Genomic DNA, 24656 nt, shown 5'->3' with positions numbered 1-24656 from the left:
CCGGTTCAGATGTCGCCCATCACGCGCAGCAGCGCGGGGGTGACGAGGATGATCATGAACACCACGCCGAGCAGCGACATGGGCATGTTGATGCGCTCGCTGACGGCGTTCGCGGTGGCGCGCTCGGTGTTCAGCATCGCCGAGCGCAGGGCCGTCGAGCGGGCGCGGAGGTTGTCGTAGATCTGCGAGCCCTCGCCGCTCATGCGCATGACGTCGGCCAGGTCGGTGAGCTCGGGCAGGCCGAGCTCGTCGGACAGGTTCTGCAGCGAGTCCCAGGGCGCGACGCCGTTCCAGCGGGACCGCTGCAGCTCCTCGCCGATCCGCCGGAAGACCCAGTTGTCGCCGACCTCGGCGGCGCTCTCCATGGCCTGCCGGGAACCGGCGCCGCTGAGTCGTTCGAGGGCGACGAGGTCGGTGTAGACGCCGAGGGCCCTGGAGAAGTCGGCGCGGGCCTTCTTGGCGTCCGACCGGACGTTCATGTCGGGCGCCAGGAACAGGAACGCCGCCAGCACGAGCGAGCCACCGACCGGGACCACGAAGGGGATGGGCAGCCCGACCACGACCAGGTAGTAGGACAGGATCGGCGGGACCACCAGACCGGCCAGGGCGTAGAACACCTTGGTGCCGTAGTGCCGGTGGACGGGCACGCGCAGCAGCGCGAGCTCCTTCGTGGGCGTCCTGCCCCACACGGAGAGCGGGAGCCGGCGCATGGCCCAGACGCCGAGCTTCTCGACGGCGCCCGGCGCGGCGACGTCCGCCCGGACCGCCGAACGTTCCTTGGCTGCCTCGGGGGAGTACCGCCGCACCACGTCGACGACGTCCGGGTCGGCGGGCAGCAGGCGCCAGACCAGCAGCGCGATACCGAGGCCGAACACGGCGCCGCCGAACAGCGCGATCTGCAGACCGGTGGTCATCACGAGCGTGCCCCGTCCCGTGCGCGCTCGCCCATGAACCGCGGCAGGGGCGCACCCTTCGACATGTTCCGCATCAGTACGAGAAGCCCCACGTAGGCGCCGAGGAAGAGGGTGATCAGCAGCTGGCCGAGGGGCGTGCTGTAGGGCTGGATGTAGTCGCCCGTCAGGGCCAGCACGCCCAGGACCCCGGCGGTGATGATCGTGACCCAGCGGGCCGTGGACCGGGGCCCGGCGCGCTCGGCCTCGATCTCGCGGCGGGCCCGGACGTCGTCCGCCACGGACTGCGCGGTGGACTCGAGGACGGAGGCGAGACCGGCGCCGCGGCGTCGGGCACCGAGGATCAGGCTGGCCGAGACGACGTCGCCGGTCGCGTCGTCGAGGTCGTCCGCGAAGGCGCGGAGCGCCGCCTCCGTGCCCCACCGGGCGCGCAGGCGCGCGACCAGGGTGGTCACCTCGGGGCGGATCGCGTCGGGTACGGAACGGAGCGTCATCCGGAGGGCCTCCTCCAGGCCGACGCCGACGGTGAGCACGCCGGCGAGGCTGCGCACCCATTCCTCCAGGGCCTCGAGCTTGCGGACCGTGGCCCCGCCGTCGCCGGACGCGAGGAGGACCGGCAGGCCGATGCCCGCGATCGGGCCGATCACCAGGGCGACCAGCCAGCCGGTGATCAGCCAGACGACGATGCCACCGGCGAGACCGACCAGGGCCAGCACCTGGGTGCGCCGGTCGAGGCGCAGGAGCCGGGCGACGGTACGGCTCCGCCGGCGCCGGGGTGCGGCCTCGTCGACCGGGGAACCGCGGAGCCCGACCAGCAGGGCGATCAGGCCGGCCACGACCAGCGCGCCGCCCAGGGCGGGGAAGAGGACGGTCATCGAGTGCCCTCCTCGTGGCCGTTCTCGGCGAGGTAGGACGTGAGGTCGAACCCGAAGCGCTCGAGCTCGCGCAGCTCGTCCGGCAGGGTGCCGGGCGCCGCGGGCCCGCCCCGGCGGTTGGTCCGGTACACGTGCGTGGTGGCGTAGCCCTTGACGGCCTCGCCGGGTGCGACGTGCACGATCTCGGAGACCCATCGCGACCGGCGCCACATGGTCTGCGCGGCGTCCTCCGGCCGGGTCTCGAGGTCGATCTGGACGATCAGGTCGACGGTCTCGGCGAGCTTGGACGTCGCCAGCTCCCGGGTCACGTGCGAGCCCGCCTCCATGGCACAGGTGACGAGCTTGCGGATCGCGGCCTCGCCGTCGGCGGCGTGCGTGGTGGAGATGGATCCGGCGCCCGACTCCATGGCCTTGATCATCGCCCAGACCTCCTTGCCGCGGACCTCGCCGACGATCTGGCGGGACAGGTTGAACCGGAACGAGTCGTACAGCGCCTCGTCCAGGCCGAACTCGCCGGCCTGGCGCCCGTCCGGCCCGATCTCGCCGGACCCGGGACGCGCCTCCCAGGCATGCACGATGTCGTGCACGTCGGTGAGCTCGTGCAGGTGGAGCTCGAACTCCGTCTCGAAGGTGCCGATCGCCTCGTACCGCGGGATCTCGGCGCAGAGCGCCCGGACCATCGTGGTCTTGCCCGCGCCCTGCGGGCCCGCCACGACGATCGACTTGCGGGCGCGGATCGCGGCCCGCAGGAACGACGCCTGGTTGGCGCTGAGCATGTCGCGGGCGACCAGGTCGTCGAGCGTCACCTTGCGCAGGCGGTGCCGCCGGATGACGACGGACGGCCGGGCCGTGACCCAGGCCGCCGCCGCGAGGCGGGAGCCGCCGTCGAGCCGCATGTGCAGGCGCGGGCTGGACGTCGAGAAGCTCCGGGCGCTGGACTCGGACCGGGTCGCGATGAACGCGAGCTCGTCGAGCAGCTCCTTGTCGGAGTCGGCGACCGGGTCCCGCCGGACGAGCTCGCCGTCGATCTTCTCGACCCACACGTTGTCGGAGCCACTGATGATGATGTTCTCGACCGAGTCGTCGTCGACCAGGGCCTGCAGCCGGCCGAGGCCGAACAGCGCGTCGAAGACGGCCTTGGCCAGCACGTCCTGCTCGCTGGTGCTCCACACCTGCTCGCCGTCGTGCAGCCGGTCGGCCACGGTGTCGTCGAGCAGGGACTGGATGATCTGCTTGCCGAGCTCGCGCTCCGCCTGGAGGTCCTTGCCCCGGTCCTCGCCGAGCCGCTCGACCAGCCGCTCGGAGGCCTGGGCGCGGAACAGCGCCACCTGGTGCCAGTCGATCGTGACCGCCGGGGCCTCCGGGGCCACGGGCCGGGCGGGCGCGGGGCGCACGCGGGTGACGTCGGGATCCGGCGCCTCGATCGTGGTGGTCGCCACCTTGCCGGGCCACGGGCTCATCACGCCGGCCGGCGGCTGCGCGAGCACCGGAGGTGCCGGGCTCGTGGCGCGCGGGGGCGCGTCCGGCGCGGTCCGGTCCGCGGGGGCCGCCGGCCGGGATTCGATCCGCCCGGCCAGGGCCCGGGTCCCGTTCCGGTGGGGCCGCAGCTGCCCGACGGGCGACTCCCGGACGGGCTCCTGCGCGTCCGGCCGCTGGCCCGACCCGCCGAAGATGGGCAGCGCCGTCGGGTCGGTCGGCTGATCCGTCACCGCAGGCTCCCCTCGACCTCGACGCCCAGCACCGCTCGCGCACGCGTCACACCCGCCCGGGTGCTCTGCACGGCGGCCCGCAGCGACTTGGTGAACGGCGACGTCTCGAACTTGCGCGGCGGCTTGGCGCCGTACGTGTACACCTCGGCCGACGCCGCGTCCCAGGCCACGCTCGCCACGACCGGGCGGCCCAGCACCTTGGCCACCTCGCGGTTGTCGTAGGGCTTGCCCGGCCCGACGACGAGCACGCCGAGGCAGTCCAGCGCGCCCGCACGCGTGAACGACTCGCGCAGCGTCGTGGCCCACGAGCTGGCCGCGACCAGCGCCGGGAGGTTCGAGCGGGTCACCAGCAGCCCCAGGTCCGCCTGGGTGAGGAGCTTCATGGCGAAGCCCTCCAGGCCCAGCCGGCCGGCGTCGACGATCACGTCCTGGCCCGTGCGCTCCAGCGCCTTGAAGGCTGCGCCGAGCGGCTCCCAGAGGCTGTCCAGGGCGCGCGCCTGGAAGTGGTTCAGGGGACCGGCGAGCAGCTGCACGGTGGAGTCGGGCACCGGCATCAGCATCCGGGGCAGGTCCTCGACCAGGGTGCCCTGCCGATGCGAGACCGCCAGGTCGACGATGGTGTGGTCGGTCGGGAGCTGGGCGCCGCCGAAGTAGCCGGCCGGGATCGCGCGGGCCCCGGTGGGGTCGGCGTCGACCAGGACGACGGGCCGCGGCCACGTCATGGCCAGGCCGAGCGCCGTCGTGGTCGCGCCGGGCGAGCCGTTCGCCGACGTGAGGACGATCAGTGCCACGTCACTGCTCCTGACTGTCCAGCACGACCGCGACCTGACCGGCCGCGGCGAGCGTGGCGACCGCCGGGGCGACGTCCTGCGCCACCTGCACGTTGACCAGGGCGTTGCCGGTGATGTCGTCCACGGCCACCTTGACGACCGTCGCGGCGTAGGCCGGGGTCGCGGCGGCCGCGGGAGCGTTGCCCGCCCCGGCGGCCGGGGCCGCGGCGGTCGACCCCGTGGTCGGCACCACGCGCACCTGGGCACCGGCCGTGAGCTGACCGGTCGGGAGCATCGCACCGGACAGGCTCAGGCCGACCACCGACTGCTCCTTGGGCGGCACCACAGCGTCCGTGACCTGATCCGGTGTGATCACGCTCTGCGCGGCGATGTCCAGGGCCGCGCGCTGACCGACGACGCTCTCGAGGTTCGCGGCCGGGATCGTCTTGACCGCCGGGTCCACCCCGATACGTACGGTCACGAGGTCGCCCTCCTCGATAACCTCGCCGCGGTGCACCGTGTCCCGGACCGCCAGCACGTCCTGCGCGTTCGACGTCGACTGCCACGCCCAGCCGCTGACCAGGCCGCCCACGCAGACCAGGGCGACCGACAGGGCGATCATGGCCGGGCGGCGCCGCATCTTGGGCGGCGGGGCGAGCTGGTCGGTGCCATCAGGCCCGCTACCCGCTCGGGCTGGGCGCTCGGCGCGAGCCGCGTCAGGGGCAGGGGTGGTCGTTGTCATGCGGGATGGCCTCTCCTGGGTGTGCACGGCCCCGGACGGGTGAAAATAGGCACCGTCCGCACCCGCATCGTAGTCGTGGCTTGTCAGGATTCAGAGGAAAGTTCAGTAGGGAACTCGCTTATTACGTCAATCGCCCCCACCAGAGCCCATTGGAGCTCTGCCGCGACGGACCCGGCCGGACGCTCGGGGGTGGGCCAGGCCTCGACGACGATCTGCAGGTTCGCGCCCTCGTCGTACAGGGCGGGGGGGGAGGGACAGGCCTGGTCTGTGTCTGCGGCAGGCTCCGCCGGGTCATCCGCCGTTCCATCACAGCTGTGCCGGCGGCAGTCCCGCCGCCACCCTGGTGCGCTTGCTCCTGGACCGTGGCCCATTGCTCCGCATAAAACGGGAGAGCCCTCCCCGCCGCCATGTTGCCCCCTGTCCACCGGAGTCGGGCGCCCTTGGATACGCCCGAGATTCCAGGGGTAACGGTACGTGGTTACGACGAAAATCTACACTTCGGGGTTTTAGTGGTAATTCGGGGCCGTAGTCCTTAGTCTCCGCGCAGTGCGTGGCAGAAAGTGCGGCCGACGGCTCGTACCCGATCACGACGCCCTCCATGCCGCAGCCGAGGCCGAGCGCGTGATCGTGAGCGGCACGAACCAAACGGCGCGCTACACCGGCCGTACGAAGTCATGTGGACGGACCGGTCGCGCAGCCTGTGGTGCTGCGGTGGCCGGCCGCAGGCCGCCGTCACCTGATACTCGCCCCGCTCGGGGCTCTCAATCAGTGCTGGGCGGGTGAACGTCATAGCGGTCGCGCATGTCACCCACGCTGGGCGAGCCATTGAACTCAAGCCCAAGATCGTCGAAGCTCGCCCCTCCTCCCCGGGCAACGAACTCCGTGCCAGGGCTCCACGCGCCGTCCAGTCCGTCATTCGTTGCGAACGCCTTGTAGATCTCTTCGATCACGGGAGTGGCCTCCTCTTGCGTGTCGACTCCAAGGACAATCTTTCCGTCTTGGCTCGGGTTGCCGAACGAACCACCACACTCGTACTCGGCGGAGTCCACTCGATCCACGGTGAGAGCAGCACGCTCGAACGCCGCCGCGCACTCCTCATCCAGATCGCTGCCTCCGCAACCCGCGAGGAGAGATGCCGCCGCCACGCTGGCTGCGACCGCGGCCATACTGCGGCTGATGCGTTCCACGTCAGTTCCTTCTCATGATCGGAACATCGGCCACACTGACCTCGCCGTCCGACATAGATGCCGAACGTTTTTCATAGTCGCTGCTGTACATGCAGACCTCGTCCTGCACACGATGCCCGGGGCAGCAAGGTTCGTTCAGCCTGACCCGCTCGGGCGAATTCCCCAATGCTCGCGAATTTCGCCGATCGTGGGATTTCCGTTGCTCCATTCGTATACTGGCTCGCTGAAACTTTCCGCGCCGCCTTCCGGCTCGAACTGAAGTAGCGGTCTCCACGAGTCGTCCAGTGCGCCCTCTGCCGCAAATCCTCGATAGACATCTTCGATGACGCGCCCCGCCTGATCAGGTCCGTCAACAGACAGGACGATCTTGCCGCTCTGACTTGGGTCCCCGAGAGGGCTCTCGCACTCGATCTCAGCGGACACTACGTCGCCGACAGCTAGCGCTGCGCTCTCGTATGCAGCCACGCATTCCCTGTCAGCACGGCTCGGACCACATCCAGACAGGGACGCGGCCGCCACGATGCTCACTGTGGCAATGGCTACTCTCCGGCTGATATTGAGCGCCAGACCCACGTCGGCCCGAGCCACGCCGTCCACCACCACACCCACACTCCCGTCCAGACAGTTCCTCTATGAATTGGCCGCCTGCGAGTTGCGTCGGCCAATGGCCGTGGCCACGGCTGTCACTGGGTGATCGACTGCGCCTCGCCGACCACGATGTTCGCCGTGGCGGTCCGGTCCAGCGGGATCGTTCCCGTCTGGCCAACGCCTTCCCACTCCACCGTCCAGTACGACGTGGCCGACACCGCGTACTCACCCTGCTTCGCATACCGGTGCCCGCAGTCCGGGGAGTCGGCGACGCCATATCGGTCCTCATACGGGGTGCCAGCGGTGACGCACTCGATGCTCGTCCCGTCGCCCATCTCCCACACGATCCGGTCCACGTTCGCCGTAGCGGTGACGGTATAGCCACCCGCCGAGGCCGACTCCGTGATCGGGCCGAACGTGTTGGCCGCCGGAGCGTCCACCCACATCCACACCGGCATACCCACCACACCGACCCTGCCAGGACCCTCCTCGGGAACGATCCCTACGGCGATCGGCTCCAGCTGCATCCGCTCGACGGCACGCTGCGCCAGCACCGCCGGGTCTACCTCTACGTCAGGAGCGCGCGGCGCCCAGTACAGCGAGCGGCCGGGGCAGTCCGCCACCGGGATCGTGTCCTGGCCAGGCTGCGGTACGCAGATGTAGGGCATGCACACCACGATCACGCCCTCGTCGTGTCCAGCCCAGACCGCGTCGTCCTTCGCCGGCTGCGGGTCGGCCACCTCGACGTAGCACTGCACGTCCCACCTTCCGAACTGCGACTCGCAATCGATCTCGCGGCCGCCGTAGCGGCACGTACGCTCACCGTGTGTGCCCCCACCGGGATCATCGACCGGAGTGGTGCCGCCCTCTCCACCAGGCGTGCCAACTCCGATGATGACCTCCCCATCCCGACCCGCATCCACACCACCCTCTGGTGGTTCTACTGAAGCCGGGACAGTTGCGAACTCGACACCAGAACTCGTACCGGCAAACCCTACGAGCATGAGCGTTACGAGCGCGAGAATCGCACTGGTGCGGCGCACGTCAACAGTCCTTTCCCGTTGGGGCGGTCTCGACAACCGACCATAAGCCACTACTTTGCCCTTGCATTACTGCGCCCATCTCGACCCTGCGCGAGTCACCCTTCTGCAGGGCGGACGTTCCATCGGGACGAACAACATCCTTATCGCTGTTGTCTACACAAACGCGAAAATGTACGCGCTGTCCCTGGACTGATTCGTCAAGCGGGTCCCCGTCGTAGCCAGTCGCTTCGACCGACACGACGCTCGCTTGGCCTGTTTGCTTCAGCTTCAGCTCAGTAACCTGCTGCCAGTACGACTGCTGCGACGCCTGAATATCGGCATTTCCGAGATAGCCGTTGTTCATCAGTTCCCAGAACGGGTCCTTGCCCTTCTTCGCATACCGGTCGCTGATCTGGCGAAACTCGATGTATCGCTGCTTCGCGTCGGCGATGTTCCTTGTCTTGGCCTCCTCTGCCGGGTCAGCCTTTGAGGGCGAAACCGTCGGAGTCGCCGATGCGGATGTCGACTCCGACGCGGCAGGGACCGGTTCTTCGGCCTTGCAGGCCGATAATCCGAGCGTCAATGCCAGCACAAGAGCGCCACCCAACGCGGCGGGACGGGCTCTATGGAACATATAAGATTCTCCTCAGGAGCAGATCTGGGCTTACGTCGGCGCTATGGTTCAGTCCACATCCGGCGGGCGGATGCCGTAGCGGTCCCGCAGAGTGAAGATCAGCGGATCATCCTCGATGCCTAACGCGGAATCGTCGATGATTTCCTCATGATTAGCCGTGTCGGCATTCTTGAGAAAGAAATCGGCATCGGCCGTCCAGGCGTCGTCAAGTTCGCCTGATGAAGCGAACCCTCGATACACCTTCTCGATGACAGGAAGCGCCTGATCCTCGGAGTCCACAGAAAGGGTGATAACTCCACCTTGGCTGCCATGTTCGAAGCCCGACGTACACGAAAAGTTCGCTGTAGCGACCTCGTCCACTGCGAGGGCCGCCGTCTCGAAGGCTCTTGCACAGGCGTCATCGTCGTTCGTGCAGCCTGACAGAACGGTCGCGCCGACCAGGGCGGCCAGAAGCGCGGCACCAAAACGGGATCTCATCTCAACCCTTTCTTCCCACGGGGATGTCCCACGCGGTGACATGTGCTTCACCCTGGTCGAGGAGGCCCCGCTCCTCCCAATTGTCCTGAACGGATTTCACCGCAGACCCGTCGACCGTGGAGGCCTTCGCGATCGACTCGATGTACATGACCGTCGCATGGTTCTTCTCGACCTCCGAGGACCGGCCCGGGCTGTCCAGGATGATGGTCGTTCGATTGTCCTGGTCCTGCGCGTGGCTAGGGACGCCCGGAACGGTCACGTCCTTGAATACCTCCTTGGCGCTGTTCGCCCTATCCTCGATGCCTTCCTCGATGGAGTTCGGTAGCCATTGCCTTTCCGGGATGTCGAAGGCAGGTGCGGTGCCCAAGGGTGCAATGCGGGAGTCGGAGAAGTCGAACTTCGGGACCACGTCGTCCTTGTGCTGGACATCGACCACGCGGACCCCGGCGGCGAAGTGGTCGCTGTCGACCGCGGCACCGAACACCACGGCGTCGGTGATGTTGTGCTCGTTCACGAATGCAGGGTCGGACAGGACGTCTGCCAGCGCCATACCACCGAGCGAGTGGCCAATCGGGACTACCCGAGTGCCCGCAGGCAGCTTCGCCTGTGCCGTGTCGATGGCGGCGACGATTGCGTCGGCGTAGGCCGACCGGCCACCCCCAGCTGTGACCGCGTCTGCGGTCACATCCCTCGGGTTGCCGTTGGTGTCCCAGGGGAGCCACTCCTCCGTGCCGGGTATGGTCACGAATGCCACTGGGGCCCCACCTCCCACCGGCTCCCTCAGGGTGACCCGAATCGTAGGCTCGCCTGTCGATTTCTTGGCGGTGTAGGCGTCGTCCATGGTCCGAAAGACTGACGTCAGGTCTTTCGGGTCCCTGACGTCCGCGACGTGCTTGCCTTCCTTGTTGAGGTACCCACCTTCTGGCACCAGCCTCGGCCGACCGGCGTAGCCGGTGCCGTCGTCCAGGAGATTCGCCGGTACCTGACCCAGTGTGACGGTGGTGTGCAGGGCACCCAGGTGCGTGACCACCATCCCGAGCCCGGAGGTGAGGACTTCGCCTGTGCGGGGGAACCCGCCGTCGTCCGCACTTGCGCCAACTGAGTACAGATGCGCCGTCGACAGGAACGCGTTGGTCCAGTCGTCCTTTATCTCGGCCTGTCCCTCGTCGATCTGCTCGCCCATCCAACGCACCGTGTCGGCGCCGCTTTGCCACAGCGAATCAACCTGGCCCACAGACCAGCCCGTGACACCATCGACCGTCTCACCGAGCCCCAGGACGATTCCCTCGGCGACGGAGACTTCCCAGCCGATCAGCGACCGGCCTGCCTCCGTCCACGCCTCGTTCCAGCCCGTCACGACCCGGCCGATCCCAGAGAGCCCAGCCAGCCCTGGGACACGGGAGGCGAACCCGGCCCAGTTGGCCCCGTTCCACACCGCCATCCCGACCTGCGCAACCGCGTTCCCAGCGCATGTCTCCGGCTGGTCCACCTCACCCCACGGCAGGCTGCGCGCCACGGTGCCGCCCGGATCCGCCAGGAACGCACCGAATCCGCGCGGGGCAGGGAGCCCACCGATCGCACCGATCTCCGCCGCGCACGCCCGCTCGGCCTCGGCCAGCTCCTGGGTCACCGCCGCCACCTGCGCGGCCAGGAACCCGTTCTGCGCCGCCAGCACCGGATCCAGGCCGAGCCCGGGATCCAGGCCCAGCCCCGCGTCCGGGCCGAACCCGCGACCAGGCCCCAGACCCGAGCCGACGCCGACCGGTGCGGCCGCCACCCGCGCCTGCAGCTCGCCCGCCTCGACCCGCAACCGGTCGCACCGCGCGAGGATGTCCCGCAGCGCACCCGCGTACCGCGCCAGGGCGGCCGCTGCGCGCTCCAGATCATCGGCCAGCGCGTCGGTGTCGGCGCGTACCGGATCCATCACCCGCAGCAGCCGGTCTGTCTCCGGAGCCTCGTACGACCCGCCCAGCCCGGCCCACGCACCAGCGACACCCGCCCCGCCGTCGCGCACCAGACCGGCGTCGGCCCGCAGATCCCGAACCGCACCCTCCACCACGTCCGGGTCCAGCCCCACACCGGGGACCGACTCAGGAGAAACCAGCCTCACGCCTCACCCCTTCGGCCCGCCGACGAACCAATCCGGCACCCGCGACGCATGCCCCTGCTGCGTGCGCGCCATCTCCTCGTCGCTCCGCACGTAGACGGCGACTGCCTGGGCGGCCCCGGCCATGCCGTCCTCGATCCGCGTCCCGATCGACGTGATCATCGCCGACCTCCGGCTGAAGAACTCCCCGATCGCCTCCGCGACGACCGGGCTCCCGCCGGCACCGGCCACGGCCGCCGTCGCGTGCTCCTCGAGCCCGTTCAGGGCAGCGGCCAGCGACTGCGCGCGGTCGGAGACCCTGCGCAGCGTAGCGTCCACACCCTCCGGTGAGACCCGATAACCGGTCACCCGGTCAGCCGATCGAGTCGACGGCGGCCCGGGCGCGAGCCATCGCGTCCTGTGCCGTGGCGTCGTTCTGCTCCAGCGACGTGCGCAGCGTGCGGATGATGCCCCGGACCTCGCCGGCGACGGTGTTCCACCGCACCTCCTTGGCCCGGTAGTCCTCGGACACGCCCGACGCCTCGTAGTCCGTCATCGCGGCCTTGACGTCCGCGTCGCGCTGCTCGATCAGTGCCTCCAGGCGGGTCGCGACCCGCTCGAAGTTCTCCTGCGCCTCCGTCGACGCACCCAGGTCGTAGTCCCGACGATCCATCGCGTTTGCCATCAGACCAGCCCCCTCACGAATTGTCTTCGGTCACTTGCCCGCGCCGAAGCGCGCGGCGTCGAAGGACGCCGAGCCCTGTGCGGCCCGCGTCTCGTCGGCCATCGCCGAGTCACCCTCGGTGAACGACTTGTCCATGCCGGAGATACCCGCCAGCACGCCGCCCAGGGCCTGGTTCAGCTCGTTCGAGATCTCGTCAGTGCGGCCCTTGAAGGCGTCGAACGCGGCGCGGCCCGCACCGTTGAACCTGCCCTCGAGCGGCTCGGCCGCCGCGGCCAGCTCCCGCACGAGCGCCCCCAGGTCCTCCGAGGACGCGCTGGTCTTCTTGGTCAGGGTCGACAGCACTTCTGACCCCATGGCGAACTTCATGGCCATTCCCCCTTATGTCGAAGACCCCTGCCCTACCCGCGATCGGGCGGGCGAAATCACCCATCAAAGTACAAGACCCCCGGGCGAGCGTCCACGAATCATGCCGTCGCACGGACCCTCCCGACCCGAGATTTCAGCCGGTCGATGCACTTTTCCTTCAGAGATGTACGGGAACGTGCCAGAATCGTCCAGCCCGGGGAGGTTTCCGGCGCGCGATCTGTCTTGGGGGGCAACACAGTGAGAGCAGGCTCTGCCGCGACCGGATCTTGCGGCGCCTGCGGGGTGCCGCTCGCTCCGGAGGACACCCGGTGCGGGAGCTGCGAGGCGACGGTGACCGGCGCACGACCCGCGACGGCATCGCTTTCGGCGGGCCTGGTCGCGGCGTCCGGCGGCGAACGCGCGCGGGCCGTCGCCGTCGACGTCGGCCTGGTCGTCCTGGCGGCCGTCCCGGCGGTCCTCGGGTCCGCGGGCGTCTGGCCGCCCACCGTGGGGGTCCCGCTCGGGCTCGTCCTGACCGCGGGCGTCGTCGTGCTCCTGATCCGCGAGCTCCGGACGACGGGCGGCACTCCGGGCGCCCTCGCGACCCGGACCCGCTACGTGGACGCCCTGCTCGGCACCCCGCCCGGCCGGAGCGGCGGGCCCCGCATCGCCCTGGTCCGGCTGGACGAGCGCCGCGCGGCACCGGCACCGCGCCCCACCCCGACACGACCAGCATCAGCACCAGCACCAGCACCAGCACCGACGCTCACAGCCAGACTGATCGACGGCGCCGAGCGGATCGAGGTGCTCGGCAGTGCGCTGCTCGGCCGCCGTCCGGCTCCCAGGCCCGGTGAGGCGGTCGGCGACGTCGTGCAGATCGCGGACCCCACGCGGTCCGTCTCCTCCACGCACGCCCTGCTGACCTGGGACGGCGCCACGCTGTGGCTGACGGACCGCGGGTCCACCAACGGCTCCTGGGTGGTCGGTACCGACGGCGAGCGCCAGCGGGCCGAGCCGGGCGTGCCCCTGGCCGTTCCGGCCGGCGGCACCGTGCAGCTGGGCAACCGGGCCCTCCGGGTGGAGGTGTCGTGACCGGCGACCGGCCCACGCTCCTGGACGGCACCGAGCACGGCGACGCCGTCTTCAGCGAGACCGGTGACCGTGTCGTCGCGCTGACGGCGGACCGCGCTCGCCTGCTCCGGGACGCCGCGGAGCGTTCGCGGCGCCTCGTGCTGGTGACGGGCGAGGGCGCGGCGCTGACCCTGCCGCTGCGGGACGCCCTGCTGGCCACGGGCGGCGTCTGGGTGGTGCGCGAGGGTGCCCGGGGAGGCCGGGACGCGGTGACCGGACGGCGGCTCGCGTCGGTCCTGGACGCCACGGACCCATCGGGTCCGCCCGGTCCGGAGACGACGTCGCCCGCCTTCCTCGGCGCGGCACCCGACGGCGCGGCACCCGATCGTCCGGCACCCGACGTCGCGGACGCCGAGCCGCCCGGGGAGATCGGCCGCCGCCAGGCGGCGCCGTCGGCCTGCCTGGTCACGCTCTCCCTGTCCGTGCGGCACTCCGCGCGCCCCACCACGGTGCTCGGCCGCGCGGCGGAGCTCGCCGTCGAGACGCTGACCGGGGCCCCGCCCGTCGCGTGGGGCCCGCACGAGCCCGCTTCCCGCCCGTGGGACCGCGGCGCGCTGACCGCCGTGGCCCGGGACCGTGCTCCCGACCTGACCCTGCTCGTCGTGGCGGGTGACGGCGTCGTCGGCACGGTCCACGTGCGCCGCACCTCGGACGGGCTCGAGGAGTCCACCACGCTGGAGCTCGCGGCGGGCCCGCCGGGCTCCGCCGCCGCACACGCCGTGCTCGACCGGGTACCCGGTCTGTTCGACGCTCTCGCCGAGGAGGCGATCCCGCTGTTCTTCCTGGCCACCACCCGCACCGGACGGGCCGACCTGCTGGTCCCGCCGCGGGCCCAGGCCGCACCCGAACCGCTCACCATGCTGCTCGGCCCGCCGGGGGTGCGTCAGCTGGACGTCGACCTCGGCGAGGCCGCGCGCCGCTTCGACGCCGTGCGCGTGGGCCGACGGCGGCTGCCGGCGCTGCGCTTCCCGCTCGGCACGCCCGACGGCGCCGGCTGGGGCACGACGTCCCGGATCGCCCGTTGGCTGGGGGTGGCGTCCGATGGCGCGTGACCCCGACAGCCAGCTCCTCGAGTCGGTCGAGACCCGCCGCGCGCGGCTCGCCTCCGCGTTCCTGCACGGGGAGCTCTCCGGGCGCCGGACCGTCTCGGACAACGTCAAACGCCTCGTCGGCAGCATCGTGATCGCAGCCGTGGTGTGCGCGGGCTGCGCCGGGTACTCGTTCGTACAGAACCTCGGAGGACTGGGACAGTGAGCCGCTTCACCCGTGTCACGGTGGTGGGATCGGCCCGCCGGGGCGAGATCGTGCTGCCGTCCGACGAGGAGCTCGCCGTGCTCCTGCCGCAGATCCTGGACCTGGTGGCCGAACCGCCCGGCCAGGGCACCGTCACCCTGGTCCGGAACACGGGCGACCAGCTCGACGTCGGGCACGATCTGCAGACCCTCGGGCTGCCGGACGGCGAGATCCTGCGCGTGGTGCACACGCAGGACGCGCCCCCGCCCGCCGAGGTCGCGGACGTCACCGAGGCCGCGACGGACGTGCTGGCCGACCTGCCGGGCCGCTGGGACGAGCAGGCGCGGCGGGCCACGGGCGCGGCCGGTGTCGGCCTGATCGCGGGCGCCGCGGGCATCGTCCCCGCGTACGACGCCGGGCCGGACAGCGGCACCGCCGTGGTGCTCGGCATCGTCCTGGTGGCGCTCCTGGGCCTGGCCGCGTCCGCGCCGCGGGCGCGGAGCCGGCGCGAACGTGGCGCCTGGCTCCGGTTGGCCGCCGCCTCCGCCGCCACGGGCCTCGGCCCCGCACTGGGGCTCGCCGTCGCCGCCCTGCCCGCCGTCGCCGACCTGGTCGGCCCGGTCCCCGGGCGGGCGGCGCTGGAGCTCGCCGGGATCGTCGCGTTCGCCGTCGCGTGCTGCGCCCTCTGGGCCTCGGGTGTCTCCCGGCGCAGCCGGGGGATGCTGACCGGTGCGGGAGCCGGGGTCGGGCTGGTGCTGCTCGCGGCGGTACCGGTCGGCTTCGACCTGGGCGCGGACCGGGCCGCGGCCGTCGTCGCGACCGCTGCGACGATCCTGCTCGGCGTGCTGCCCGCCGTCGCGCTGAGCACGTCGGGCGTGCACCGCCTCGACGACGCCACGCTGGAGGGCGAGCGGCCCGACCGGCAGCTCGTGGTGCCCACCCTCGAGGAGGCCTACCGCGCGCTGACCTGGGCCACGGTGACGACCGGGACCGCGCTCGCGTTCGCGGCCGCGGTCCTGCTGTCCACCCCGTCCGCGTGGGCTCGGGTGCTCGGCGTCGCGGTGCTGCTCGTCGCCGCCCTGCGCGTGCGGCCCCTGCCGCTGACCGCACAGGTCGTGCCGCTCTGGGGCGCGGTGGGGATCGCGACGGTGGTCGGCGCGCTCGCGGCCCTGGGCGACCGGCCCGGGCTCACCGCCGTCGTGCTCGGCGCCCTGGCGCTCGTCGTCACCTTCATGGTCTCCCGCACCCCGAACGCGCAGCAGCGCGCCCGCTGGCGCCGGGCCGGCGACGTCCTGGAGCTGCTCGCGATGCTGGTCGTGGTCCCCGCCGTGCTCGGCGTGTTCGGCGTCTACGAGCTGCTGCTCGGGGTGTTCTGATGCGGGGTTCCACGACCGACGCGCTGCGCACGGCGCTGCGGGGTGCGGGGCGCACCACGCAGGACGCCACCGGCTGGGACGCGGCCGTCCGCGCACCCGTCGGCACCAGCCGCCGCATCACGTTCCTGGCCGCGGACGGCGGCACCGGCACGACCACGCTCGCCACGGCCGTGGCCCTGCTGCTCGCCCGGCGCCGCACCGGACCGGTGCTGGCGCTCGACGCCGCCGGCGGGCCGTCGGCGCTGCGGGTCCGGCTGGGGACCGAGACCGCCCCCTCGCTCGACGACGTCGCCTACGGCGCGCCGGTCCGGTCCCTCGGCGAGGCCCGGGCGGCGACCCAGGAGGCGCGGTCCGGCCTGCACCTCGCGGGCGCGTCCGGCTGGCCGCCCCAGCACGCGCTCTGGGCCGACGCCGCCGCGGCGGTCGGCCGGTTCTTCGAGGTGGTCGTGTCCGACGCCGGCCGGCGGGCCCCCGAGGAAGCGGCCGCGCTCGCCGCCGAGTCGCACGTGACCGCCGTGGTCGCCCGCACGGACGCCGGGTCGTTCGCCGCCGGACGCGCCCTGGCCGGCGCGGTCCGGGACGCGCTGCCGGACGCGCGGGTGGCGCTCGTGCTGGTCGGGGTCGCACCCGGCGAGCCGCCGTTCGCGCACAGCACCCGGCCCGATGCCCTGACCGTGCCGCACGACCCCGTGGCCGCCCGCTCGCTGGGTACGCCGCTCCCGGAGCTGGCCGCACCGGCCCGCGCCGCCGTCGCGCAGGCGGCCGCGCAGCTCCTCACCGAAGCGAGGACCGCATGACGCAACGGATCGTGCACCGCCCGGCCCGCACGGTGAGCCCGCTCGTCGTGCCGCCGTCCCGGAGCCTGGCCGCGCCGCCCGCCGTCGGCAGCGGCAACGTCGCCGGGCTGCCGCTGCAGGCGCTGCTGCCGCTGGTGGGCGCGCTGTCGTCGATGACGATGATGCTGGTGCTGCGGAACAACCCGGTGATGGTGCTGGTCGCCCTCGTCGTGCTCGTCGTGGCCCTGGTCAGCGGCCTGGGCATGGCGCTCAGCCAGCGGGGCAACGCGATCCGCGCCCGGCACGACCAGCGCGAGCGCTACCTCGACCACCTGGAGACGCTGCGCACCGAGCTGCGGGCGACCGAGCGGTCCGCCCGCGCCGAGGCGCACACCGTGCACCCCGCGCCGGAGGCCCTGCTCGACGTCGTCCGGGACCCGGCCCGGCTGTGGGAGCGCCGGCGCTCGGACCCGGACTTCCTGGAGGTCCGGGTCGGCATCGGGGACGTCCCGCGTGACGGAGTCACGATGCCGCCGGCCGACGGCCCCGCGGAGCCGCCGGATCCCATGCTGCTGGCCGAGGCGCGCGGCGTGGCCGAACGGCACTCCGCGCTGCGGCACGTGCCGGTGCCCGTGCCGCTCGACCGTGTGGGGGACGTCGCCGTGGTCGGGGAGCGCGCGCACGTGCTCGGCGTCGTGCACACGATGCTCGCCCAGGTCTCGGCGCTCCACGCCCCCGACGACGTGCAGGTCGCCCTGGTCGCGGCGCCCGACCGGCTGCCCGACTGGCGCGGCGTGGACCTCCTGCCGCACCTCACGGACGACGCCGCCTTCGACGGGCCGGCCGCCGTCCGGCGCGTCGCACCCGACCTGGCCGGCCTGCACCGGCTGCTGGCGGCGGACCTGCGCTCTCGCGCGACCGCCGCGGCGGAGGCGCAGCGCCGGACCGCCGACGAACGGGCCCGGGGCCGGCGCCTGCTGGTCGTCGTCGACGGCTGGGGCGGCACCGCCCAGCCGCTCGCCCTGCCGGACGGCGCGCCGGGCCTGGCCGAGCTCGGCGTCACCGTGGTCCACCTGCTCTCCGACCGCCTGCACGAGCCCTCGGACACCGCGCTGCGCATCACCGCGCGCCCGGGCAACGCGAAGGACGCCGTCGAGCTCACGGTCGAGGACCTGCGGGACCGCCGCACCACGCGGGCGGAGCCGCTGCGCGTGACCGCGGACGCTCCCGCGGCGGCGGTCCTGCGGGGGCTGGCGCACGCCCTCGCCCCGCTCCGGCTCAGCGCCTCGTCCGCCGACGGCGCCCCGGCCGCCGCTCGCGCCGCTCGCGCCGGCGAGCTGCTGGGGATCGCCGACGTGACGCGCCTGGACGTGCCCACCCTGTGGCGGCCCCGGTCGCCCGACGACTTCCTCCGGGTGCCGATCGGAACGGACGACGACGGCGCCCCGGTGCTCCTGGACCTCAAGGAGTCCGCCCAGCAGGGCATGGGACCGCACGGTCTCTGCATCGGCGCGACGGGGTCCGGCAAGAGCGAGCTGCTCCGCACGCTCGTCGCGTCCCTGGCGACGTCCCACTCCCCGCAGGACCTGGCGATGATCCTGGTCGACTACAAGGGCGGCGCCGCCTTCGCGCCGTTCGCGGGCCTGCCCCACGTGGCGGGGATCCTCGACAACCTCGCCGACGACGCCGGGCTCACCGAACGCGCGCGGGCCAGCTTCTCCGGCGAGGTGCTGCGGCGCCAGCAGGTGCTGCGCGACGCCGGCTCCCCGTCGATCACCCACTACCGCGAGCTGCGCCGCGGCCGCCCGGAGCTGCCGGAGCTGCCGCACCTGCTGCTGGTCATCGACGAGTTCGGCGAGCTGCTCACGGCGGAGCCCGAGTTCGTCGACCTCCTGCTGATGATCGGCCGGATCGGCCGGTCGATCGGCGTGCACCTGCTGCTCTCGAGCCAGCGGATCGAGGCCGGCCGCCTCCGGGGCCTGGAGACGTACCTCTCGTACCGGATCGGGCTGCGGACGTTCTCCGAGGCGGAGTCGTCGATGGTGCTCGACACCCCCGACGCCTTCCACCTGCCCGCCATGCCGGGGTTCGGCTACCTCAAGGTCGACACCAGCGTCTACCAGCGGTTCCGCGCGGGATACGTGTCGGGGCCGGCGGAGCAGGCCGGGCCCGCGCCGGAGCCGGACGACGTCCTGCGCCGTCCCCTGCTGCTCGGTCCCTACAACGACATCCGGCGGGCCAACGGGATCGAGTCGGCCGGCGCGGACCCCGGCCGGGCCGAGGTGGTCCGACCGTCGGTCGAGCGGCCCGTGGTCGACGTGATCGTGGACCAGCTGGGCAGGGCTGCCGCACCGGCACGGCCCGTATGGCTCGACCCGCTGCCCGCGCGGGTCACCCTGGGCGACGTCCTGGGCCGCACCCGGGTGCCGACGTCGGACGAGCTGGCCCGGGGCGCCGGGCGTGATCGTCGCCTCGCGGTGCCGATCGGGCTGCTAGACGAGCCGGCCCGGCAGCGGCAGGAGGTCTGGCGGCTCGACCTGACCCGCGCGGGCGGCCACGTCGTGGCGCTCGGCGCGCCGCAGTCCGGCCGCACGACGTTCCTGTGGTCGGTGGCCGCGGGCATCGCGCTCACGCACACCCCGCAGGAGGTCGCCGTCTACGGGATGGACCTCACCGGCGGCGGGCTGGCGCGCATCGACGGGTTCCCGCAAGTGGGCGGCGTCGCCACCAGGTCCCGGCGGGACCGGCTCGCCCGCCTGCTCGAGGAGCTGCTCGGCATGCTCGCGGAGCGCGAGCGGGTGTTCGCCCGGTACGGGATCGACTCGCTCGCGATGCTCCGGGTGCGGCACGCCGCTGGCGAGCTCCCGGAGCTGCCCGCCGCCGACGTCGTGCTCCTGCTCGACGGGCTGGGCCTGCTGCGCCAGGACTTCGAGGAGCTGGAGGAGGGCTTCGGCGAGCTGCTGCAACGTGGCGGCGGGTTCGGCATCCACGTGGTCGCGGCCACCGCCCGGTGGAACGACCTGCGGACCGCGCAGCAGAACCTGATCGGCACCAAGGTGGAGCTGCGGCTCAACGACCCCGCCGACTCGACGATCGCCCGCAAGCTCAACGCCACGATCCGGCCCACGCAGGCGGGCCGCGTGCTGACGGACGAGAGCCTGTTCGGGCAGGTGGCGCTCCCGCTGCTCGGCGCGGACGACGACCCCGCGCAGGCACCGGGGGCCGAGGCGGGCGACGCCGTGACGGCGCTGGCCCGGCAGTCGGCGCTGGCGTGGGCCGGCCCGTCCGCGCCACCCATCCGGATGCTGCCCGACGACCTGGCGTTCGACGACCTGCCGGACCCGCTGGACGAGCCCGACCGGCTGCCGTTCGGCCTGCGCCAGGACACCATGGGCGCGGCGCTGCTGGACCTCGACGGTCCGGACCAGCACCTGCTCGTGCTGGGCGACGCGGGCAGCGGCCGCTCCACGGTGCTGCGCACCCTCGTGACCGCCCTGGTGGAACGCCATTCCGCCGCCGAGCTCTCGCTGGCCGTGTACGACGTGCGGGGGTCCGTCGCGGACGCCTGCCCGGACGACGAGTACCTCGGCGGGACGGCCACCAGCTCCGTCCGGGCCGTGCAGCTGTCGGCGGCGGTCGCCGTCGAGCTGGAACGGCGCACCCAGGCGCTGGGTGACGCGCCGAGGGGCACGGGCGTCGACGGCCCGCGGATCGTGGTGGTGGTCGACGACGAGGACATCCTCTCCTCGGGCGGCACCGATCCGCTGCGGCCCCTGCTCCCGTACCTGCCCGCCGCGCGCGACCTGCGGCTGCACGTGCTGCTCGCCCGGCCGGTGGCCGGAGCGTCGCGCGCGCTCTACGACCCGGTGCTGCAGACCTTGCGCGACACCGGGGCCAGCGGGTTCGTGCTGTCGGGCGAACGCGCCGAGGGACAGCTGTTCCCCGGGGTGCGGGCCGAGCACCTGCCACCGGGCCGCGGCAGGTGGGTCCGGCGCGGGGAGCGGCCGGTGCTGGTCCAGGTGGGCCGGGTCACCGGGACGACGGCGGACGCGGGCCCGACGAGCGGAAGGAGCGACCGTGTCTCGTGACGTCCTGGGTGGAGCACCCGACGCGAACCAGTGGCTGGCCGCCGATCTCGGTGCGCGCACCGCGCGCGTCGTGGTCGCCGGCGTCGCCGGAGGTGTGGGGGCCACGACGCTCGCCGCCCTCGTGGCCCGCGCCGTCGCCCGCGCACGCCCGGGGCGCGTGGCGCTCGTCGACCACACCGGCGGGACCCTCGCCGAACGGGCCGGTACCGCGCCGGGGGACGCCGGATGGGCAGCGCCCACCGCCGCCCAGGTGTCGGTCGAGTGCGCCGGGCCCACCGCCCTGCTGCCGGGGGCCACGGCCGTGCGCGCCCCCGCGGTGCTGCCCGTGGTCGTGGCTCCCTGGCACCCGGAGGGCCTGCGGCTCGGGGAACGCGCGGTCGCCGGCCTGCCCGGAGCGCTCCTGGTCGCGGTCGACCACGCGCGGGCGGAGCGCCGGCCCCGGAGCTCGCCGGACCATCTGGGCCTGCCGTACGACGCGGCCCTCGGCGTCCCCGGCGCGGTCCGGGACGACCTGCTGGACGCGCCGGCGCGCGAAGCCGTGCTCGCGGTGGCCCTCGAGTCCCTCGCCCGGGCGGGCGGCCGGGCCCTGGCCCCGTGACCGGCGTACCTCAAGAAACCTCAAGAACCTCAAGGGCGATCCTGAGCAGTCCTTGAGGTTCTTCGGCCGGGCGTTGAGTTCCGGCCCGCACCCTGGGAGTAGCCGCACAGGCACTCACGGGGAGGCGCGCCATGACCGAGATACGACGACACACCGGGCCCGGCGGGACCGGGCGGGCGGCCCGCACAGGCTGCCCGGACGGCGGCGCGTCCGTTCCCCAGCGACCGGCACGCGCTCTCGCGTCGGACATCCTCGACGAGACCGTGCTCCGCGACCTCGACCAGGATCTCGGCGAGGAGACCGCCCGCCGGCTCGCCGACCAGTTCGCCGCCGGCCTCCGACGCCGCCTCGAGCTGCTCACCGTCGCCGCCCTGGACGGCAGCGTGTACGCCGTCTACGACACGGCGGCCGACCTGGCCGTGACCGGCGCCATGGTGGGGGCGGTCCCGCTGGCCCAGGCGGCCTGGGCGGTGGCGCAGGACGTGGCGCGCACGCGCACCGTCCCGGAGGTCGACACGCTGATCCGCCTCATGCGGCTGGCCCACCACACGGAGGCAGCGCTGGTCAGGCGTTCTCGAACCGGTACCCCAGCCCCCTGACCGTGTGGATGAACCGCGGGCTCGTCGGGCTGTCGCCGAGCTTGCGGCGGACGTTGGCCACGTGCACCTCGACCGTGCGGCGGTCCGCCTCGGTGACGCCGCCGCCGTAGCCGTGGTCGTCGGGCCAGAGCAGGCTGGCCAGGTCGCCCTTCGGCACCGGCCGGCCGCGCGCGTCGTGCAGGGCCGCGAGCAGCACGAACTCGGTGCGGGTCAGGTGCACGAGCTCGCCGCCCAGGCGGACCGTGCGGCGCGCGGTGTCGACCTCCAGCCGGCCGCTGTCCTCCGGAGCGGGGCCGGGCTCCTCCGCGGGCCCGGCCGCCGGCGTCAGGTGACCCGAACGGCGCAGGAGCGCGTCGATCCGCGCCCGGAGCTCGCGTGGCCGGAACGGCTTGGTGACGTACTCGTCGGCGCCCGACTCGAGGCCCATGAGCGTGTCGACCTCGTCGACCCGGGCCGTGAGCATGACGATGACGGTGTCGGAGAAGGTCCGGACCCGGCGCACGACCTCGAACCCGTCGATGTCGGGCAGGGAGATGTCGACGGTGGTCACGATGGGCCGGTGCGCCTTCACCAGCGCCACCCCCTGCGCACCGGTGGCGGCGGGGTGCACGGTGAAGCCGGCCTGCTGCAGGATGACCTCGATGACCTCACGGATGAGGTCGTCGTCCTCGACCACGACCGCTACGCCCCGTCCCCCTGACTGGTCCATCCGTCGAACGTAGCAACGACACCGCCGCTTCGCTGGTCAGCGCGCCGGGTCAGGTCGCGGCGGGCGGTTCCTCCGGCCACGTGAACCACTCCACCGGGATGCTCTCGTCGAGGCGGCGCACCTGGTCCTCCGCGAGGACGCCCGCGGCGAGCAGGCCGCGCGCCACGATCCGGGCGACCAGGCGGGCGCCCGGGGTGTTGAAGTGGGTGTTGTCCTGCCGACCCTCGTAGGTGTTCAGGAAATACACCTGAGTGCCGTCGGGCCCGAGCTCCTGCCACAGCGCCATGGTCTGCGCGGTGACGTCGACCAGCGGCACGCCCTCGGCGACGGCCAGCGCCCGCATCGCGTCCGGGTAGAACCCGTGGGTCGCGACGACGTTCCCGGCCGAGTCGAACCGCCGGCGCTCCGCCGGGGTCAGCAGCACCGGCCGCGCGCCCCGCTCCCGGGCGCCGTCGAGATAGCGGCGCAGGTGGGACGGGTAGGTGGTCCACGGGTCGGTGCTGACGTACGGGTGGGCCTTCTCGTCGTTGTGCCCGAACTGCACGAGCAGCACGTCGCCGGGGCGGATGGCGTCCAGGATCACGTCGAGGCGCCCCTCGGTGATGAAGCTCTTGGAGCTGCGCCCGTTCATCGCGTGGTTGAGGACCTCGATCCGCGGCGCCACGTACCAGGACAGTCCCATGCCCCAGCCGGTCTCGGGGAAGACCCCGGCGTACTTCTGGGCCGCCGTCGAGTCGCCGGCGATGTAGATCCGGGGCGCCTCCTGGGCCTGGGCCTTCCGCGTCGCGGCGGGAACCACGGCGGGCGGCGCTACGGGGGTGTCGGTGGGTGCCGCGCTCGCCGTGAGGGCGAGCGGTCCGGCCGCGGCGAGCGCGGCGAGCAGGAGGCGGCGAGTCATCGAGGCGGGCATGCCGGCGGGAGGACCTCTCATGCAGAATCTGGGGTATTAAGGACGAAAGGTATCCGATCCTGGGAGGTGGTGAACGCCGCCCCCGGGCTGTGGCCCGGACACTTGACTCACTACCCCATAGGGGTATCTCATGGATGCATGACCGAGGCGACGGAGATCACCGAGGCGACCGAGGCCGCCACCCCGAACGAGCACGCGGCTGGTGCGCACGACGGGCCGCACGGTTACGCGTCCGACAAGACCGGCTACCTCAAGCGGATGCGCCGCATCGAGGGGCAGGTTCGCGGCATTGCGCGGATGATCGACGAGGACGAGTACTGCATCGACGTGCTCACCCAGGTCAGCGCCGTGACGAAGGCGCTGCAAGCGGTGAGCCTAGCGCTCGTCGAGGACCACCTGGGACATTGCGTGGTGGACGCGGCCAAGGCCTCCGACGCCGAGGGCGCAGCCAAGGTCCGGGAGGCCTCGGAAGCGATCGCCCGCCTCGTCCGCATGTGACGGTCCGGCGACCCGGGCACGTCCAGCAGCATCCGCACGTCCAGCAGCCCACGAACCGAGGAGAACGCATGACCACCGTGACCAAGCTCGCCGTGACCGGGATGACCTGCGGGCACTGCGTGTCCGCCGTGACCAACGAGCTGCGCGCCGTGCCGGACGTCCAGGACGTCAGCGTCGAGCTGCACGCCGGCGAGACCTCGCAGGTCCACGTGATCTCCAAGCTGCCGCTCACCGAGGCCGCGCTGCGCGACGCCGTGGACGAGGCCGGCTACGAGGTGGCCGACGTCGAGGTGCTCGAGAACGCCGTGGCGGCCGAGTCCGCCGCCCAGGCCCCGGGCCGCCAGGCGACCCGCATGCTGCCGATCGTCCAGTCCTGATCGGACGCCCCACCCCCCTGCTAAGGAGCACCGTGCCTGCCGCTGAGGCCCTGCACCCCCTCGGCGAGGTCGAGCTCGCTGTGTCCGGCATGACGTGCGCCTCGTGCGTCGCCCGGGTCGAACGCAAGCTCAACCGGCTCGACGGCGTCGCCGCGACCGTGAACCTGCCCCTGGAGTCGGCCCACGTCGTGCTCTCGGCCGACGTCGCCGACCAGGACCTGGTCGACGCCGTCGAGTCCGCCGGGTACGAGGCGCGCGTGACGCGGCGCCGCAGCGCGAACGGGGCGGCCGGGGACGGCGCCGGGCCCGGCGCGGAGGAGTCCGCCGGGC

26 protein-coding genes are annotated in these 24656 nt (G+C 72.7%); 11 read left to right on the top strand and 15 right to left on the bottom strand.

What is annotated here, in order from left to right; translation table 11 throughout:
* Positions 1 to 5: 5 nt before the first annotated feature.
* The 13 genes from ACFU5G_RS15220 to ACFU5G_RS15160 form a co-directional block, all read right to left on the bottom strand.
* Complete coding sequence (locus tag ACFU5G_RS15220; RefSeq protein WP_377246003.1) at positions 6 to 914, bottom strand: type II secretion system F family protein; 909 nt, start codon at positions 912 to 914, stop codon at positions 6 to 8.
* Entirely contained in the window at positions 914 to 1786 is an 873-nt protein-coding gene (locus tag ACFU5G_RS15215; protein WP_377246000.1) for a type II secretion system F family protein, read from the bottom strand. The genes ACFU5G_RS15220 and ACFU5G_RS15215 overlap by 1 nt, the downstream gene beginning before the upstream one ends.
* Entirely contained in the window at positions 1783 to 3495 is a 1713-nt protein-coding gene (locus ACFU5G_RS15210) for an ATPase, T2SS/T4P/T4SS family (protein ID WP_377245997.1), read from the bottom strand. Before ACFU5G_RS15210 ends, ACFU5G_RS15215 begins: the two co-directional genes overlap by 4 nt.
* The gene (locus ACFU5G_RS15205) at positions 3492 to 4286 is read right to left on the bottom strand and encodes a hypothetical protein (RefSeq protein ID WP_377245994.1); all 795 of its coding nucleotides are present in this window, start codon (positions 4284 to 4286) and stop codon (positions 3492 to 3494) included. The genes ACFU5G_RS15210 and ACFU5G_RS15205 overlap by 4 nt, the downstream gene beginning before the upstream one ends.
* A gap of 1 nt (position 4287) precedes the next feature.
* Entirely contained in the window at positions 4288 to 5007 is a 720-nt protein-coding gene (locus ACFU5G_RS15200) for an SAF domain-containing protein (RefSeq protein WP_377245991.1), read from the bottom strand.
* A gap of 761 nt (positions 5008 to 5768) precedes the next feature.
* Complete coding sequence (locus tag ACFU5G_RS15195) at positions 5769 to 6194, bottom strand: hypothetical protein (protein ID WP_377245988.1); 426 nt, start codon at positions 6192 to 6194, stop codon at positions 5769 to 5771.
* A 683-nt stretch (positions 6195 to 6877) separates the two neighbouring features.
* The gene (locus ACFU5G_RS15190; RefSeq protein WP_377245985.1) at positions 6878 to 7540 is read right to left on the bottom strand and encodes a hypothetical protein; all 663 of its coding nucleotides are present in this window, start codon (positions 7538 to 7540) and stop codon (positions 6878 to 6880) included.
* Between the two features lie 286 nt (positions 7541 to 7826).
* The gene (locus tag ACFU5G_RS15185) at positions 7827 to 8438 is read right to left on the bottom strand and encodes a hypothetical protein (RefSeq protein WP_377245982.1); all 612 of its coding nucleotides are present in this window, start codon (positions 8436 to 8438) and stop codon (positions 7827 to 7829) included.
* A gap of 48 nt (positions 8439 to 8486) precedes the next feature.
* The gene (locus ACFU5G_RS15180; protein WP_377245979.1) at positions 8487 to 8915 is read right to left on the bottom strand and encodes a hypothetical protein; all 429 of its coding nucleotides are present in this window, start codon (positions 8913 to 8915) and stop codon (positions 8487 to 8489) included.
* 1 nt (position 8916) lies between these two features.
* Positions 8917 to 11025: a hypothetical protein gene (locus tag ACFU5G_RS15175; RefSeq protein WP_377245976.1), complete on the bottom strand. Its 2109-nt coding sequence runs from the start codon at positions 11023 to 11025 to the stop codon at positions 8917 to 8919.
* 3 nt (positions 11026 to 11028) lie between these two features.
* Complete coding sequence (locus ACFU5G_RS15170; RefSeq protein WP_377245973.1) at positions 11029 to 11370, bottom strand: DUF6507 family protein; 342 nt, start codon at positions 11368 to 11370, stop codon at positions 11029 to 11031.
* 4 nt (positions 11371 to 11374) lie between these two features.
* Positions 11375 to 11686: a pore-forming ESAT-6 family protein gene (locus ACFU5G_RS15165; protein ID WP_377245971.1), complete on the bottom strand. Its 312-nt coding sequence runs from the start codon at positions 11684 to 11686 to the stop codon at positions 11375 to 11377.
* A 30-nt stretch (positions 11687 to 11716) separates the two neighbouring features.
* A complete protein-coding gene (locus ACFU5G_RS15160) occupies positions 11717 to 12052 on the bottom strand; it encodes a hypothetical protein (RefSeq protein WP_377245968.1) in 336 nt (111 codons plus the stop codon).
* Positions 12053 to 12382: 330 nt separating this feature from the next.
* Between ACFU5G_RS15160 and ACFU5G_RS15155 the strand changes: the two genes are divergently transcribed.
* The 8 genes from ACFU5G_RS15155 (at position 12383) to ACFU5G_RS15120 (ending at position 21832) form a co-directional block, all read left to right on the top strand.
* Positions 12383 to 13123: an FHA domain-containing protein gene (locus ACFU5G_RS15155; RefSeq protein WP_377245965.1), complete on the top strand. Its 741-nt coding sequence runs from the start codon at positions 12383 to 12385 to the stop codon at positions 13121 to 13123.
* Entirely contained in the window at positions 13120 to 14214 is a 1095-nt protein-coding gene (locus ACFU5G_RS15150; protein WP_377245962.1) for a DUF6177 family protein, read from the top strand. The genes ACFU5G_RS15155 and ACFU5G_RS15150 overlap by 4 nt, the downstream gene beginning before the upstream one ends.
* Positions 14204 to 14416 carry a hypothetical protein gene (locus tag ACFU5G_RS15145; RefSeq protein ID WP_377245959.1) on the top strand — a complete coding sequence of 71 codons (213 nt, stop codon included), beginning with the start codon at positions 14204 to 14206 and terminating at the stop codon, positions 14414 to 14416. Before ACFU5G_RS15150 ends, ACFU5G_RS15145 begins: the two co-directional genes overlap by 11 nt.
* A complete protein-coding gene (locus tag ACFU5G_RS15140) occupies positions 14413 to 15771 on the top strand; it encodes an EsaB/YukD family protein (RefSeq protein ID WP_377245956.1) in 1359 nt (452 codons plus the stop codon). Before ACFU5G_RS15145 ends, ACFU5G_RS15140 begins: the two co-directional genes overlap by 4 nt.
* On the top strand, positions 15771 to 16568 hold the full coding sequence (locus tag ACFU5G_RS15135; protein WP_377245953.1) for a hypothetical protein: 798 nt from the start codon (positions 15771 to 15773) through the stop codon (positions 16566 to 16568). Before ACFU5G_RS15140 ends, ACFU5G_RS15135 begins: the two co-directional genes overlap by 1 nt.
* Positions 16565 to 20635 (top strand): type VII secretion protein EccCa, encoded by a 4071-nt coding sequence (gene eccCa, locus ACFU5G_RS15130; RefSeq protein WP_377245950.1) that lies wholly within the window; start codon positions 16565 to 16567, stop codon positions 20633 to 20635. Before ACFU5G_RS15135 ends, eccCa begins: the two co-directional genes overlap by 4 nt.
* Entirely contained in the window at positions 20625 to 21233 is a 609-nt protein-coding gene (locus tag ACFU5G_RS15125) for a hypothetical protein (protein WP_377245947.1), read from the top strand. Before eccCa ends, ACFU5G_RS15125 begins: the two co-directional genes overlap by 11 nt.
* Before the next feature lie 131 nt (positions 21234 to 21364).
* A complete protein-coding gene (locus ACFU5G_RS15120) occupies positions 21365 to 21832 on the top strand; it encodes a hypothetical protein (RefSeq protein WP_377245944.1) in 468 nt (155 codons plus the stop codon).
* On the opposite strand, the gene ACFU5G_RS15115 is transcribed toward ACFU5G_RS15120, so the two are convergent.
* Both ACFU5G_RS15115 and ACFU5G_RS15110 read right to left on the bottom strand, forming a co-directional pair.
* Positions 21798 to 22541, bottom strand: coding sequence for a response regulator transcription factor (locus ACFU5G_RS15115; protein WP_377245941.1), 744 nt, complete (start codon positions 22539 to 22541; stop codon positions 21798 to 21800). The two genes, ACFU5G_RS15120 and ACFU5G_RS15115, sit on opposite strands and share 35 nt — an antisense overlap.
* A 49-nt stretch (positions 22542 to 22590) precedes the next feature.
* Positions 22591 to 23439, bottom strand: a complete 849-nt coding sequence (locus ACFU5G_RS15110; RefSeq protein ID WP_377245939.1) for a rhamnogalacturonan acetylesterase — start codon at positions 23437 to 23439, stop codon at positions 22591 to 22593.
* Between the two features lie 150 nt (positions 23440 to 23589).
* Between ACFU5G_RS15110 and ACFU5G_RS15105 the strand changes: the two genes are divergently transcribed.
* The 3 genes from ACFU5G_RS15105 to ACFU5G_RS15095 all read left to right on the top strand — a co-directional run.
* Positions 23590 to 23949 (top strand): metal-sensitive transcriptional regulator, encoded by a 360-nt coding sequence (locus tag ACFU5G_RS15105; protein WP_020015644.1) that lies wholly within the window; start codon positions 23590 to 23592, stop codon positions 23947 to 23949.
* A 68-nt stretch (positions 23950 to 24017) separates the two neighbouring features.
* On the top strand, positions 24018 to 24326 hold the full coding sequence (locus tag ACFU5G_RS15100) for a heavy-metal-associated domain-containing protein (RefSeq protein ID WP_377245935.1): 309 nt from the start codon (positions 24018 to 24020) through the stop codon (positions 24324 to 24326).
* Positions 24327 to 24358: 32 nt separating this feature from the next.
* Positions 24359 to 24656: heavy metal-associated domain-containing protein (locus ACFU5G_RS15095; RefSeq protein ID WP_377245932.1), on the top strand; the 298-nt coding region annotated here is incomplete at its 3' end.

This window comes from Promicromonospora sp. NPDC057488, assembly GCF_042802395.1.
In the GTDB taxonomy this organism is placed as follows: Bacteria; Actinomycetota; Actinomycetes; order Actinomycetales; family Cellulomonadaceae; genus Promicromonospora.
This window is presented reverse-complemented; position numbering and strand designations above follow the sequence as displayed.

Coding starts and splice junctions, on each gene's coding strand:
- ACFU5G_RS15145 (WP_377245959.1), top strand. CDS start 14,204: ATGGCGCGTGACCCCGACAGCCAGCTCCTCGAGTCGGTCGAGACCCGC.
- eccCa (WP_377245950.1), top strand. CDS start 16,565: ATGACGCAACGGATCGTGCACCGCCCGGCCCGCACGGTGAGCCCGCTC.
- ACFU5G_RS15100 (WP_377245935.1), top strand. CDS start 24,018: ATGACCACCGTGACCAAGCTCGCCGTGACCGGGATGACCTGCGGGCAC.
- ACFU5G_RS15165 (WP_377245971.1), bottom strand. CDS start 11,686: ATGGCAAACGCGATGGATCGTCGGGACTACGACCTGGGTGCGTCGACG.
- ACFU5G_RS15110 (WP_377245939.1), bottom strand. CDS start 23,439: ATGACTCGCCGCCTCCTGCTCGCCGCGCTCGCCGCGGCCGGACCGCTC.
- ACFU5G_RS15180 (WP_377245979.1), bottom strand. CDS start 8,915: ATGAGATCCCGTTTTGGTGCCGCGCTTCTGGCCGCCCTGGTCGGCGCG.
- ACFU5G_RS15185 (WP_377245982.1), bottom strand. CDS start 8,438: ATGTTCCATAGAGCCCGTCCCGCCGCGTTGGGTGGCGCTCTTGTGCTG.
- ACFU5G_RS15135 (WP_377245953.1), top strand. CDS start 15,771: ATGCGGGGTTCCACGACCGACGCGCTGCGCACGGCGCTGCGGGGTGCG.
- ACFU5G_RS15160 (WP_377245968.1), bottom strand. CDS start 12,052: ATGAAGTTCGCCATGGGGTCAGAAGTGCTGTCGACCCTGACCAAGAAG.
- ACFU5G_RS15200 (WP_377245991.1), bottom strand. CDS start 5,007: ATGACAACGACCACCCCTGCCCCTGACGCGGCTCGCGCCGAGCGCCCA.
- ACFU5G_RS15105 (WP_020015644.1), top strand. CDS start 23,590: ATGACCGAGGCGACGGAGATCACCGAGGCGACCGAGGCCGCCACCCCG.
- ACFU5G_RS15215 (WP_377246000.1), bottom strand. CDS start 1,786: ATGACCGTCCTCTTCCCCGCCCTGGGCGGCGCGCTGGTCGTGGCCGGC.
- ACFU5G_RS15220 (WP_377246003.1), bottom strand. CDS start 914: ATGACCACCGGTCTGCAGATCGCGCTGTTCGGCGGCGCCGTGTTCGGC.
- ACFU5G_RS15115 (WP_377245941.1), bottom strand. CDS start 22,541: ATGGACCAGTCAGGGGGACGGGGCGTAGCGGTCGTGGTCGAGGACGAC.
- ACFU5G_RS15120 (WP_377245944.1), top strand. CDS start 21,365: ATGACCGAGATACGACGACACACCGGGCCCGGCGGGACCGGGCGGGCG.